Source organism: Bradyrhizobium sp. Leo170 (genome assembly GCF_004296405.1).
Classification (GTDB): Bacteria; Pseudomonadota; Alphaproteobacteria; order Rhizobiales; family Xanthobacteraceae; genus Bradyrhizobium.
Map to the genome: position 1 here is coordinate 1 of NZ_PSRR01000040.1, position 13149 is coordinate 13149.

The window sequence follows — 13149 nt, forward strand, 5'->3', positions numbered from 1 at the left end:
GGGAGAGGGCGGGGTGAGGGGTTGGCTCCGCGAACATGGTGAGAGTTACGTCTGCGGAGAGTCCCCCTCACCCGGAATTCAAGCTTCGCTTGAATTCCGACCTCTCCCCGCGAGCGGGGCGAGGTCAGGTGGCTCGTCGCTTCAGCTTTGCTCCGTCGCTGAGCGCACGATCCGAATCGGAATTCCCTTGGACGACGGAGTGAAGCTCATGGGATCATGCGCATAAAGCGGCACGAGCGGGTTGGTCTCGGGATAATAGGCGGCGCAGCAGCCGTTCGGGAAGGAATAGCGGACCACGCGGAAATTGTGCACGCTGCGCTCCATCCCATCAGTCGACAGCGTGACGAGATCGACCCGGTCGCCGTCGGCAAGGCCGCGCTTCTTCATTTCTTCCTCGTTCAGGAACACCACGTCGCGCTGGCCGTATACGCCGCGATAGCGGTCCGACATCGAATAGAGCGTCGTGTTGTACTGATCATGGCTGCGGATGGTGCTCAGCCAGAGCATCTCCGGATCGCTCTCGCACGTATCTTCGCCAAGTCCATCGAACAGCAGGAAATTGGCTTTTCCCGACGGCGTCATCCAGATGCGCTCGCGCGCGGTCGAAGTGAGATGGAAACCGCCCGGCACGCGGATGCGGGCGTTGTAGCCCTGGAAGATCGGGAACACGTCTTCGATCGCATCGCGAATGCGATCGTAGTCGGCGACAAGGGCCTCCCAGTCCACCACGCTGCGGTTGCCGAGGGTGGCACGCGCGATTCCGGCGATGATCGCAGGCTCGCTCAAAAGATGCTCCGAGGCTGGCTTGTTGCGGCCGCCGGAGGCGTGAACCATCGACATCGAGTCCTCGACCGTGATCGATTGCGGTCCGGTCGCCTGGATATCGATCTCGGTGCGCCCGAGGCACGGCAGGATCAGCGCATCGCGCCCATGGATCAAATGGCTGCGGTTGAGCTTGGTCGAGACATGGACCGTGAGATCGAGATTGCGCAACGCGGCCTGCGTCTGCCGCCAGTCCGGTATAGCCGCAGCGAAATTGCCGCCCATGGCGACGAACACCTTCACCTCGCCCCGAAGCATCGCCTCGAGCGCCGTCACCACATTGTGGCCGTGCGCGGTCGGCGGCTCGAAGCCGAACCGGTGCTCCAGCCTGTCGAGGAACTCCTTTGTCGGCACTTCGGTGATGCCGACGGTGCGGTCGCCCTGCACATTCGAGTGGCCGCGCACCGGACAGAGGCCTGCGCCCTCGCGTCCGATGTGGCCGCGCAGGAGCGCGAGGTTGGCAAGCTGCTGCACATTGCAGGCGCCGCGCTTGTGCTGGGTGATGCCCATGCCATAGACGATGATCGCGCGCTCGGCTTTCATATAGACGTGGGCGGCATGCTCAAGATCCTCGCGCGAGAGACCGGATTGCCGCTCGATATCGGGCCATTGCACAGCTTTCAGATCCGCAATGAACGCCTCGATGCCGGCGGTATGGCCACGGATGAAATCCCAATCGAGGAGCTCGGGCTTGTCGCTTGCGCGCGCGGCCGCGTCTTCCTCGACCATCACCTTCATGATGCCCTTGAGCGCGGCGATGTCGCCGCCGACGCGCACCTGGTAGAGCGGCGAGCTGATCTTGGTCGCCGACAACGTCGCCATCTCGATCGGATTCTGCGGATATTGAAAGCGCTCCAGCGCCCGCTCGCGGAACGGATTGAAGGAAATGATCGCTGCACCCCGGCGCGACGCCTTCCACAGGCTCGTCATCATGCGCGGGCTGTTGGTGCCGGGGTTCTGGCCGAAGATGAAGATGCAGTCCGCCTTGTCGAAGTCGTCGAGCAGCACGGTGCCTTTCCCCGCCCCAAGCGACTGCGGCAGGCCGACGCTGGTTGCCTCATGGCACATGTTCGAACAATCAGGAAAATTGTTGGTGCCGTATTCGCGGGCGAAAAGCTGATAGAGGAACGCGGCTTCGTTCGACGTGCGACCTGAGGTGTAGAACTCCGCCATATCAGGGTCGGGCAGCGCGTTGAGGTGACGGCCGATGATCGCGAAGGCATCGTCCCAGCTTACCGGACGGTAATGATCCGATGCCCGGTCATAGACCATCGGATGGGTGAGCCGACCGACCATTTCGAGATCGTAATCGCTCCAGCCGGACAACTCGGTGACGGAGTGCTCGGCGAAGAACTCCGGCGTGCAGCGCTTCGCCGTCGCTTCCCACGCAACCGCCTTGGCGCCGTTCTCGCAGAATTCGAACGACGAGGTATGCTTCGGATCCGGCCAGGCGCAGCCCGGACAGTCGAATCCTTCGGGCTGGTTCATCCGGCTCAGCGTCGTTGCGCCCTTTATCGGAACGCGCTGCTCGATCAGATGCTCGCTCAGCGCCTTGAGCGCTCCCCACCCGCCGGCCGGCTGATGATAGGGACGGATGGATTTGCGAACGGTCATTGGCAAAGGCCTTTGAAAATGGGCGGGATCGACTGAGTAAAGGAGAGCCGTCCAACAGATGTCTTTCCAAAACGAGGCCGGATTTGCGCAATCGCACCGCCCGCCGCGTGAAGAGCTTGCGCATCGTGCTCACGCAACTGCGCGTCATCTGTCATCACGGCAGTGCATTCCGGAAAAACGCGTGTCATTACGGAAGTGAAACGAGGATCGCCTGTTTAACTGTCGACGAACGGTCCGCTGATGAGCGGATCTATGCCGGTCTGATCTTCTCTTTCTGGAGTCTCAATCCATGTTCTCGCGACGAGATCTTCTGGCGGCGTCGGCTGTCGGAGCCGCAATGACCGCATCCGCGCATGCTGCAAGCTTCGGTAACCCGGACGAGCCGCCTCAGGGCGCCATCAATGCCAAGTCGCCTGGAAGTCTGACCGATCCCGGTCCGCAGAATCCGGCCATTGCAAAACAGTTTCCATCCGCATTCACTCCGCCCGCGACCGACGTTGGCGGCCTGCCCACGACCTGGGCGTCCTTCAACAATGCGGCGAGACGCATCCAGAACGGCGGTTGGGCACGGCAGGTCACGGTCGACGATTTCGCGATCTCGACGGAGATATCCGGCGTGAACATGCGCCTCGCCGCCGGCGGCATCCGCGAGCTGCATTGGCATCAGGCCGCCGAGTGGGCGATCATGACCTATGGCACCTGCCGCGTGACCGTTCTCGATGCGCAGGGGCGTCCTTATGTCGGCGACGTCAAGGCGGGCGACCTCTGGTATTTCCCGGCCGGCACGGCGCACTCGCTGCAGGGTCTCGGACCAGACGGATGCGAATTCGTGATCTGCTTCGATGACGGCCACGCCGACGAATTCAATACGCTGCTGTTGTCAGACTGGATGGCCCATACGCCGCCCGAAGTGCTCGCCAAGAATTTCGGCGTTCCCGTCGAGAGCTTCGCGAACATTCCGCTGCACAACCTCTGGATATTCCAGGGCACCGTGCCCGGCGACCTCGCCGCCGACCGCGCTGCGATGAGCAGGAATGCGGAGATGCCACCGCATCCCTTCATCTTCTCGCTGGAAGGCTCGCGTCCGCTCAAGCAGTCCGATGCCGGCACGATTCACGTTGCCGACAGCACCAACTTCAATGTTTCAACGACCGTGGCGTCGGCGCTGGTCACGCTCAAACCGGGCGCGGTCCGCGAGATGCACTGGCACCCGAACGCCGACGAGTGGCAATACTACATCAAGGGCAAGGGCCGGATGACGGTGTTCAACACCGGCCCCAATGCGCTGACGATGGACTTCAACGCCGGCGACATCGGCTACGTCAAGCGAAACTACGGCCACTATGTCGAGAACGTCGGCGACACCGACCTGCAATTCGTCGGCGTGTTCCGCGCGCCTCGCTATGAGGAAGTCTCGCTGACGAACTGGCTCACGCATACGCCGCCCAAGCTGGTGGCGCAGCATCTCAACATCGACGAAGCGACGATTGCGAAGTGGCCCGACAACAGCCCGGGTATCATGCCCAAGGCATGAACCTGGGCATCTTGCCGAAGGCATGAGCTCAGTCGGGCAGGCTTATTGCGCCCGCCCGACATCCTCATGGAGAGGCAGGGTGAACTGGAAGGTCGCGCCGGGCCCGGCATTGCGGGTGGCGGACAGCTTTCCGCCATGGGCCTCGACGATCGAGCGGCAGATCGACAATCCCAAGCCAAGGCCGGTCGACTTGGTGGTGAAGAACGCATTGAACAGCCGCTCGGCGTTCTCGTCGGAGAAACCGACGCCGCAGTCCGCCATGATCAGGATGGCCTGATCGGCGTCGAAACTGCGCTGCGATCGGATCAGCAATTCGCGCGGCCGATCCGTGACCGGCTGCATCGCCTCGACGCCATTCATCACCAGGTTCATGACGACCTGCTGCAATTGAACGCGGTCGGCCCGGACGATCAGCGGATCGGCCGCGAGCTCCGTGCGCAGCGTGATCTGCTTGCTCGTGAGCTCGCGCCGCATCAGCACGCGGGCTTCGTTGACGACCTCGTTGATGTCAAGAAGCGCCCGCTCGGTATCGGTCTTGCGTGCCAGCGCTTTAACGCGCCCGATCACGTCGGCCGCCCGGCTGACATCCTTGACGATCCATTCCACCGAGCGCCGCGCATGCTCCATGCCCGCCGCGCCGCGATCGAGCCAGCGCAGGCAGGCTTCGCCGTTGGACATGATCGCGGCCAGCGGCTGGTTCACCTCGTGGGCGATGGAGGATGTCAACTCGCCGAGCGAGATCACGCGCGTGGCGTGCGCGAGGTCCGCCTGCGCGTCGTTGAGCGCGGCCTCGGCCTGCTTGGCGGCCGTGACGTCGGTCACCGCACCGATGTACTCGATGCCATCAGGACCGTCCGTCACCGCATGGGCCAAGGTTCGGATATGCTTCACCGCGCCGTTCGGCATCACCAGCCTGGCATCATGACCGAAATCCACGCCATCCCGGGACGCCTCCTCGAGCAATTGCTGCACGAAATCCCGATCTTCGGGATGCATACGCTGCAGAACGAACTCCAGTGTCGGCGTTGTCGCCGGATCGCATTCAAAGATCCGAAACGTCTCCTCCGACCAACTGATCTCGCCGGTCGCCACCTTCCAGCCGAAACTGCCGGTCCGGCTCAGCCGCTGAGCTTCGGCCAGGTACATTTCGCTCCGCAGCAGCCGGGCCTCGGTCCGCTTCTGCTCATCGAGCGCGGCCAAGAGGTCGCGGCGGGAAAGCTCCAGCGATCTCGTCGCCTTTCTCTGCGCCGCACTGATCCAGTTGACGAACAGCGCCGTGATCAAGAACAAGCTCACGCGCGGGATCTGATGAACATCGATCTCGAACGAATGGGTCGGAGTCGTCACAAAATACTCGAACGCCAAACCGGCAAGCGCGGTCGACACCAAGCCCGGGCCGAGGCCCCCAAACCAGGCCGCAAACATGATCGCGCATAGAAACAGCGATACGTACGGTTCGATGTTCAGGTACTCGACCGCGGCCTTGGAGGCGAATAGAGCTGCAGTAACCGACAAGATCGCAATCGCATAACGGGAGAACGTCACCCAAGGCGTCTGATCGATATCGGTCAGTCCCAAACGCCAATCTGAAGGGCCGCGCGGCGCATCGACGGACAAGACCGGCGCACGTGTTTCGCTGCTACGCTGGCCCGGATACATGCCGAATGCTCCTTATGCCGCCCGATCGTGGTATACCTGCTTACGGTCGCTCAGGAGTTCTTCCAACTCAAGACCCGTTGAATTTCCGTGTGGCAGGACTGGACGAGCCGTGAAGGGCGGCCGAGCTGCGGTTTTGGTGATCAGTCGGGACCTGTCCCGCCTACCGACCGACCGGGGTCGGGAAAGCCCGCCGGCCGAAGAATTCAGGACCTTACTGGTCCGGACCTTGCCCACCACGCCCCTGCAGGGCCTGCTCAAGGCTTTGAATCAGATTGTCTGTCTCGAACGGCTTGGTCAAGAGACAGACTGCACCGGCGCTTGCGGCCCGGGCGGACACGGCCGCCTCGGGAAAAGCCGTGATAAAGATGAAAGGTATCTGCGTGCCCCTGGCGCGCAGGCGAAGCAGGAGCTCGACGCCGTTGGTGCCGGGCATATTGACGTCGGCGATCACGCAGGAGGTCAGGTCGAGCACATCCGACTGCAGAAATTCGTCAGCCGACCCGAACGTGAGAACGCCATAACCCAGGGACCTCAGCAGATTGTCGGTCGCGGTACGGACGGACGCGTCGTCGTCGATGATGGAAATCATCGGTGTTGTCGGCAAGATCGCTGTCCTTCGGGGAAACGGGGATAAAGCTTCCGCTAGCGCGCGATGACTTTTCCAGGAACCGTCAGCCCGCCCTAGATGTTGTCTGGGACACGATCTGCGCGCAAACCCTCCCCGTTTGTCGCGCGGAAAAGCCGGTACCCGCTTCCCCGGATCGTGCACTGGTAATGGTAAAATGCGCTCTATCGATACAGCGGGGAATCATACTTAGGTTTCTCGCCCACACCTATCGGCGACGAATCCCGATCATTTCGGCCATCCTGACCAGATCGGCCAGCGATTTTGCGCCCATCTTCTTCATGACGCGGCCACGATGGATTTTGACGGTGATCTCGGCAACACCGATCTGCGCCGCAATCTGCTTGTTCATGAGGCCCGCAGCCACCAAAGCGAGCACTTCGCGTTCACGTTCGGTCAAGGTCTCGAAATGTTCTCGCAGGCCCGTAACGGCTTTCTCCGCCTCGCGCCTTTCGCGATCGCGCTTGATCGCCGTCATCACGGAATCGAGCATATCCTGATCGCGGAACGGCTTGGTCAGGAAGTCGACTGCCCCGCCCTTCATGGCCCGGACGCTCATCGGAATGTCGCCGTGACCGGTCATGAAGATGATGGGAATGTGGACGTCCGCCCTGGCCAATTCGAGCTGGAGATCGAGCCCGCTCAACCCCGGCAGCCGGATGTCCAGCACCAGGCAACTCGCGACATCAGGCAGCTTGCTGTGCAGCAGTTCCGCAGCGGAGCCGAACTCCTGCACCTGTAGGCCCACCGATTGGAACAAGTTGGCAAGCGCCCGTCGTACGCTCTCGTCATCGTCGACGACGAAGACGACTGACTCCTGGCCGTTCGTCAGATCGTAAGGCGACGCAAACGGCTTCATGCGCTATCTCCGCATGCAATGGCCGTATGAAAACTCCACCGGACGGCAGCAGACGGATGTTTCGGATTCAAAACTGATTTTCCGGGTATCGCTGGCCCCTGACGTTAGAACACATCAGGGGAACCTCCGCAATTCTACGGGGATGCCGGGAACAGGACGCAACCATGCCCCGGCGGCGCTGCTGCCATGCCTGCGACAAAATAGCCGATCGGGATCGAAGGGCCAACTGCGGAAGAGGCTAGAGCATGATCCGGAAAAGTGGAGACCGGTTTTCCGAAAAAGATCATGCTCAAACAAAGAGCTAGAGCGGGATGACGATTCGAAGAAAAGTCATCACGCTCTAGCGGCCGACCTCCACACTGGCGGTCGTGCCGGCGACGAGGCGCACTCCATCAGGCACCTGGTCGATGTGAATATGCACGGGTATGCGCTGCGCCAGCCGCACCCAGGTGAAGATCGGGTTGACCGAAGCGAGCCCGCCCTGCCCCGGCTGCGCATTGACGACAGTGATGCCGCGCGCGACCCCGCCGACATAACCACGGATAAGTTGGCTGTAGCCCATCAAGCGGATTGTCGTCGGATCATTGTCGCGAATCCTTCCAAGGCTCGTCTCCTCAAAATAGCCGTCGACCCAGAAGGAATCGGAGTCGACCAGCGAGACCAGGTTTTGGCCGATATTGGCGTAGTCGCCGCGCTGGGCCAGCAGATTCGTCACATAGCCATTGACGGGTGAGCGAACGGTGACACGGCTGAGATTGAGCTCCGCCTTGGCGACCGCGGTCTGATCCGCGGCAACGGCGGCTTGCAGTTGATGCAGCGAGCTTGCCGATTGCTGGAAGACGTCCTTCGAGACCCAGCCTTCTCCGCGCAGCGTCGCCTGCCGTCCTTCGTTGGCACGCGCGTAGTCGAGCGCGGCCTGGTCGCGCGCGACCTGGGCGCGGGCAGCGTCCAACGCGATCTGGTAATCGGCCGGTTCGATCTCGAACAGCACGTCGCCCTTGTGCACCATCTGGTTGTCGGCGACCGGCAGCTTGACGATCCGCCCGGCAATCTCCGGCGCGACGGTCACCACATAAGCCCGCACCATGCCGTCGCGGGTCCACGGCCGCCCCATATAGACATCCCACGCGAACCAGCCGAACAACGCTGCCACCGCGACAGCGCCCAGCGTGAGCAGTACCGGGATCACGGAACTGAGCGACATTTTGCGGCTCGCCCCGCTTGCCGAAGGGCGCGGCAGAGCTTTCCGATCGCCCGGGTCGCCAGCCAATCGCGTCTGAACTTCAGACATCGCTATATCTCAGCTACCACCAGAACCACGCATGAAAGCAGAATAATATAAATCGCGAGCACGAACAGCGCCGGATGCCAGACATGGCGCAGCAGGCCAAGACGCGCCACCATCCGCCGCAGCACGACCAGGATAAGCCAGGCCGCCACCATCAGCAACGAAATGGGGGCGACATAGACGCCAAACAGATTGATCTCGGAAAAGCTCATGGCGGCGATGTTTCGAAATAGGTCTTGTGCTGTGCGAGCGTTTCCGACAGCACGAGGATGCTGCCGCGCGCCCGCTCCCTGACGGGCAATCCCGGCGTCGTGCGCGCGACCGCGGCAAGCTCCCCGTCGAAGTCGGCGAGGCGCTCGATCGCAGTCGCGATGTCGGCTTGCGCGACCGCATCCAGTGCAACGGAGAATTCCTGATCGAGATCGAAGCGGCCGGCGACGGGGCGAAGCCGGATGATGGCATTGCCCACCACCAGGGCCGACAGAAGATCGGAGCGTGCCGCCGGCTCGGTTTGCTCGGGAAGCGCCTGCAGGTAGTTGTAGATCCGTCCTTCCCACGCTTGCGATGTCAGTTGGAGTCGGTTGGTGGCAAGCCGCCGCAACTCCCGCAGCGTCCGCCCCAGCAGGCGGCGGACACGGAGCTCCGCCGATACCGGCGGCACCATACGGAATGCAAGCGCAGCCGACGCAAGTCCCACGAAGATCGCCAGCGCGACATTATAGAAGGCGAGCGTGTTGTAGGTCATCTGGTTCGCCGGCCCGAGCAGCGGAATGAAAGTCGCGACCAGCGCGATGAAGACCGGCGGCAGCCAGGGTTGGGTCATCAACGCACCGGCCGGAATGAGGACAAGCCCGATCACAAGACAGAGGCCGGCGAAGGATGTCATCTGCGGCAAAAGCGCGAAGTTGGCGATGGCCGCGAGCACGGCGGTGATGGCGGCGCCGACCATGAACAGCATGGTGATGGCATAGGCCTGATCGGGCCGGGCCGAAAACAGGGTGAGCGCGATCGCCGCGAAGGCGATGGCAAACGCGCCGTTCGGCCACGCCGTCACGATCCAGAGCATTTCGACCGCGGCAATCGCGATGAACGCCCGCGCCGCGTTGAGAACCGAAGGCGCATAGTCCGGAACTGGAAGCCTTGCACGCCGCTGCGCCCGAACGGGCTGTGTGGGATCAGTCAGCACCAGCAAGCCGCCGAGCGCTTTTCGAAGCGCAAGCAGCGACCGCGCCGCCTCATCGGCGATCAGCTTGACCGACGGCGTCGCACATCGGATGGCGAGCAATCCACGCACTGCGGCGGCACATGACATGCGCAAAGGCGCCGGATTGACCTGTGCGGTCGTCGCAGCGCCGGAGGACAGAACCGTCAGGTCGGGCGGAAAGCTGCGCGCGATCTGGCCGATCTCATGCCGCCCCTGTTCGCTTGGCAGCAGATCAAGATGGACGGCCACCCGTCGCCATGCGGACATCGCGCGGAGAAGAGCGGTCGATGCCGACTCTAATTCCCGCATGTGATAGCGAACCTCGTAGGACTCGCCGCCTGCCTCATCCATGACGGGATCGAGAGCGCCGATCCGTTGCGCCAGACCGGAGCCGATCCGGCGGGATTCTTCCGGCCCCTCTCGCCTTCCCGACAACGTCGCGACGAGCTGAGCCAGGATTTCCGTCGCCAGTGCGGCCATCTCCTTTGCCAGCCGGCTTGGCGCATCGCCGAAATCCGTCATCGTCATCACCAGGCCCGCGCACACGATGCCGACGCAGATCTCGCTGGCGCGGCTCACTGCAAGCGTGAAGACCTCGCCATTCGCGCCGCCGGTGGCGCCGAGCAAGTCGATTGCGACGATCGCCGCCGTGAAGCCGGCGAGCGCTGCCGAATAGGACGCGAAATTGCGCAGCAGCGTCGCCATGAAGGCGCAGCCTGCGCCCCAAAGCGCCAATCCAAGCAGGAATCCGACGCGCTGTTGCGGAAAGAGCGCCGCCAGCACCACAATCGCCACAGCGCCGATCACCGTCCCGATCAGGCGAAACCAGCCCTTGCGCAGCGCAGCTCCGAGGTGCGGCTGGCTGACGATGGCCGCCGACGCGCCCGCCCAGGATGGATTCTCGAGCTGAAGCCAGAAGCTGAGATAGAGGGCGAGACAAACGCCGGCCCAAAGGCGCAAGCCAAACAGCAGCGCCGACGCCGGGACCTGCAGCCGGTCGGCGAGCCGTCTTGCGTCAGGCAGCCGCCTCGCAGTCCAATCAATCAGGAGCGATGCCGCCCTGGTCATCTGCCTCACCTACGCACATCGGGCAGGCTGCCCGCTGGTTTCGATCGAGGTCATGCCGCATCAGTAATGATCGGTCATGGGACCGACCTTGCCACGGAACACGCGGTAGCCGATCACGATGTAGAGCAGCATGAGTGGGAACACGAACAGGCCCTCGCCCCAGAACATGAAGGCGAGGCTGGAATGCGGCGCGGCCGCCTCCTCGATCGTGATGACGGAGGGGATCATGTAGGGCCAGAACGACAGCGCCAGTGTCCCAAAGGCGGTAACGAAGATCGTCACCACCATGTGGAACGGCCAGTAATCGTCATGGCGCAGGATGCTGGTGGCAAGCACCAGCGCCGCGCCGGCGCCGATCGCCGGAAACACGAACAGATACGGCCTTTCCGTCCACCGCTGCAGGATCGGAAGATTCTCGATGAGCGCATGGGCAAAGACGACGACCAGGAACACCAGCACCGCGATCGCAAGGATCGGGATCTGGCGGCGCGCGGTGGCGCGAACGGACCCCTCGCTCTTCCTCACCAGCCAGCAGGCTCCGAGCAGCGCGTATCCAAGGCAAAGGCCGATACCGCACAGCACCGAAAATCCGCTCAGCCACCCAAGCGCGCCGCCGGAATATTCGCCATTGGTGAATTGCAGTCCTTCGACCAGCCCTCCGACCATCACGCCTTGCATGAAGCTTGCGGCAAATGAGCCGCCGGAAAAGGACAGGTCCCACACCCAGCGCGAGGCCAGCGTCTTGTTGCGGAACTCGAATGCTACGCCGCGCAGGATCAACCCCAGCAGCATGACGATGACGGGGATATAGAAGGCGGAGAGCAGTATCGAATAGGCCGCGGGAAAGGCGCCCCACAGAATCACGCCCGCGACGACGAGCCAGGTCTCGTTGCCATCCCAGACCGGCGCGACGGTATGCAGCATTTCGTTTCGATCCTTCTCGTTCTTCGCCAGGCCGAACAGCATGCCGACGCCGAGATCGAATCCATCGAGCAAGAGATAGATCAGGATACTGATAGCGAGCAGCGCAACCCAGAACATCACCATGTCTATTCTCCCGCACTGATATAGCTGCGCGCGGCGACCGAGGGCTGGTCCGCCATCGACATTGGCCGGTTCGGCGCAGCTTCGCGCGGCTCCGTGGTCGGAATTCCGGCCGGGCCGGCACGCAGCAGCCGATAGATGTAGTAGGTGCCGAACGAAAAGATGAACGCATAGACCAGGACGAACAGGATCAGCGTGGTCAAGGCGGCGGACGCGGTGAGGAACGGCGTCATCGCATCAGCCGTGCGCAGCACGCCATAGACGGTCCAGGGCTGACGGCCGACTTCCGCGGTGTACCAGCCGGTGAGGATCGCAATCCATGGCAGCGGAAAGCTGAGGAAGATGCCCCAGAGCAGCAGGCGGCTGCGCTCGAGGCGATGCTTGAGCTCGAGATAGGTCCCGAGCCAGGCCAGTCCCAGCATCAGGAGACCGCAGCCGACCATGATGCGGAAGGTGAAGAACGGGATGATCACCGGCGGCCGGTCCTGCGGTGGAAATGTCGTCAGCCCGACTTCCTTCGACGTCAGGCTCATGCTGCCGATGATGCTGCCGAGCACGGGAATGCTGATCGCGTATTTGTTGGACTCCGTACTCGGATCGGGGATCGCGATCAGCACCTCGGAGGCTGGCTGCTCGTCATGCCAGCGGGCCTCGATCGCGGCGAATTTCGCCGGCTGATAATCGTGGACGTAATCGCCGACGAGATGTCCGATGAAGAGCTGGATCGGAAGCAGCACCGCCGCAAGCGAAAGGCCCATGCGCAGCATGACCCGCGCCTCGGCGTAATAGGTCCGCCGCAGCAGGTACCACGCGCCCGTCGCCGCCACACAGAACGCGCCGGTCAGGAAGGATGCCAACAGCATGTGCGGAAAGCGCACCCAGACCACGCGATTGAAGAGGATCGCGACCCAGTCGTCGGGGGCGAACTGTCCTTTCTCCATGACATAGCCGACCGGCGCCTGCATCCAACTATTGTTGACCATGATCCAGAACGCCGAAAGCGTCGTCCCCAACGCCACCATGGCGGTCGAGAACAGATAGAACCATGGCGGCACGCGATTGCGGCCGAAGATGAGGATACCGAAGAAGCTGGCCTCCAGCATGAAGGCAGTGAATGTCTCGTAAGAGAGCAGCGGCCCCTGGATCGGTCCCGACATCTTGGCCAGCACGCTCCAGTTGGTGCCGAACTGGAACCCCATGACCACGCCCGACACCACGCCCATGCCGAAGGCGACGCCGAAGATCTTGAGCCAGAACTCGAACAGCGTCCGGTACACCTGTTTGCCGGTACGCATGTGCATCGCTTCGAGAACGGTCAGCCAGGCGGCAAGGCCGATCGTGAACGAGGGAAAGATAATGTGAAACGAGATGGTGAACGCAAACTGCAATCGCGACAGAAGAAGTGCCGTGACGTCCATCGAAAGTCTCCTGT

At 62.6% G+C, this 13149-nt stretch carries 11 protein-coding genes; 2 read left to right on the forward strand and 9 right to left on the reverse strand.

Annotated features, from left to right (window positions below; genetic code table 11):
- Positions 1 to 141: 141 nt before the first annotated feature.
- Complete coding sequence (locus tag CWO89_RS10040; RefSeq protein ID WP_130578464.1) at positions 142 to 2436, reverse strand: FdhF/YdeP family oxidoreductase; 2295 nt, start codon at positions 2434 to 2436, stop codon at positions 142 to 144.
- Positions 2437 to 2519: 83 nt separating this feature from the next.
- On the opposite strand from CWO89_RS10040, the gene CWO89_RS10045 reads away from it, so the two are divergent.
- Positions 2520 to 2777: a Rieske (2Fe-2S) protein gene (locus CWO89_RS10045; RefSeq protein ID WP_130578465.1), complete on the forward strand. Its 258-nt coding sequence runs from the start codon at positions 2520 to 2522 to the stop codon at positions 2775 to 2777.
- A complete protein-coding gene (locus CWO89_RS10050) occupies positions 2726 to 3970 on the forward strand; it encodes an oxalate decarboxylase family bicupin (protein WP_130578466.1) in 1245 nt (414 codons plus the stop codon). Before CWO89_RS10045 ends, CWO89_RS10050 begins: the two co-directional genes overlap by 52 nt.
- Positions 3971 to 4012: 42 nt before the next feature.
- Here CWO89_RS10050 and CWO89_RS10055 read toward each other — a convergent pair whose 3' ends face one another.
- The 8 genes from CWO89_RS10055 to CWO89_RS10090 form a co-directional block, all read right to left on the reverse strand.
- Entirely contained in the window at positions 4013 to 5629 is a 1617-nt protein-coding gene (locus CWO89_RS10055) for an ATP-binding protein (protein WP_130578467.1), read from the reverse strand.
- A 211-nt stretch (positions 5630 to 5840) separates the two neighbouring features.
- Positions 5841 to 6218 (reverse strand): response regulator transcription factor, encoded by a 378-nt coding sequence (locus CWO89_RS10060; RefSeq protein ID WP_130578468.1) that lies wholly within the window; start codon positions 6216 to 6218, stop codon positions 5841 to 5843.
- 244 nt (positions 6219 to 6462) lie between these two features.
- Positions 6463 to 7113 (reverse strand): response regulator transcription factor, encoded by a 651-nt coding sequence (locus tag CWO89_RS10065; protein WP_130578469.1) that lies wholly within the window; start codon positions 7111 to 7113, stop codon positions 6463 to 6465.
- 340 nt (positions 7114 to 7453) lie between these two features.
- On the reverse strand, positions 7454 to 8317 hold the full coding sequence (locus CWO89_RS10070; protein ID WP_165421078.1) for an efflux RND transporter periplasmic adaptor subunit: 864 nt from the start codon (positions 8315 to 8317) through the stop codon (positions 7454 to 7456).
- A gap of 89 nt (positions 8318 to 8406) precedes the next feature.
- Positions 8407 to 8613: a DUF1656 domain-containing protein gene (locus tag CWO89_RS10075; RefSeq protein WP_130578471.1), complete on the reverse strand. Its 207-nt coding sequence runs from the start codon at positions 8611 to 8613 to the stop codon at positions 8407 to 8409.
- Positions 8610 to 10673: an FUSC family protein gene (locus CWO89_RS10080; protein ID WP_130578472.1), complete on the reverse strand. Its 2064-nt coding sequence runs from the start codon at positions 10671 to 10673 to the stop codon at positions 8610 to 8612. The genes CWO89_RS10075 and CWO89_RS10080 overlap by 4 nt, the downstream gene beginning before the upstream one ends.
- Positions 10674 to 10733: 60 nt before the next feature.
- The gene (cydB, locus tag CWO89_RS10085; protein WP_130578473.1) at positions 10734 to 11720 is read right to left on the reverse strand and encodes a cytochrome d ubiquinol oxidase subunit II; all 987 of its coding nucleotides are present in this window, start codon (positions 11718 to 11720) and stop codon (positions 10734 to 10736) included.
- 2 nt (positions 11721 to 11722) lie between these two features.
- Positions 11723 to 13135: a cytochrome ubiquinol oxidase subunit I gene (locus CWO89_RS10090; protein ID WP_130578474.1), complete on the reverse strand. Its 1413-nt coding sequence runs from the start codon at positions 13133 to 13135 to the stop codon at positions 11723 to 11725.
- Between the last annotated feature and the right edge of the window lie 14 nt (positions 13136 to 13149).

Bases quoted from the DNA above. Each gene is read 5' to 3' on its own strand.
- CWO89_RS10040 (WP_130578464.1), bottom strand. From the start codon at position 2,436: ATGACCGTTCGCAAATCCATCCGTCCCTATCATCAGCCGGCCGGCGGG.
- CWO89_RS10050 (WP_130578466.1), top strand. From the start codon at position 2,726: ATGTTCTCGCGACGAGATCTTCTGGCGGCGTCGGCTGTCGGAGCCGCA.
- CWO89_RS10055 (WP_130578467.1), bottom strand. From the start codon at position 5,629: ATGTATCCGGGCCAGCGTAGCAGCGAAACACGTGCGCCGGTCTTGTCC.
- CWO89_RS10060 (WP_130578468.1), bottom strand. From the start codon at position 6,218: ATGATTTCCATCATCGACGACGACGCGTCCGTCCGTACCGCGACCGAC.
- CWO89_RS10065 (WP_130578469.1), bottom strand. From the start codon at position 7,113: ATGAAGCCGTTTGCGTCGCCTTACGATCTGACGAACGGCCAGGAGTCA.
- CWO89_RS10070 (WP_165421078.1), bottom strand. From the start codon at position 8,317: ATGTCGCTCAGTTCCGTGATCCCGGTACTGCTCACGCTGGGCGCTGTC.
- CWO89_RS10075 (WP_130578471.1), bottom strand. From the start codon at position 8,613: ATGAGCTTTTCCGAGATCAATCTGTTTGGCGTCTATGTCGCCCCCATT.
- CWO89_RS10080 (WP_130578472.1), bottom strand. From the start codon at position 10,673: ATGACCAGGGCGGCATCGCTCCTGATTGATTGGACTGCGAGGCGGCTG.
- cydB (WP_130578473.1), bottom strand. From the start codon at position 11,720: ATGGTGATGTTCTGGGTTGCGCTGCTCGCTATCAGTATCCTGATCTAT.
- CWO89_RS10090 (WP_130578474.1), bottom strand. From the start codon at position 13,135: ATGGACGTCACGGCACTTCTTCTGTCGCGATTGCAGTTTGCGTTCACC.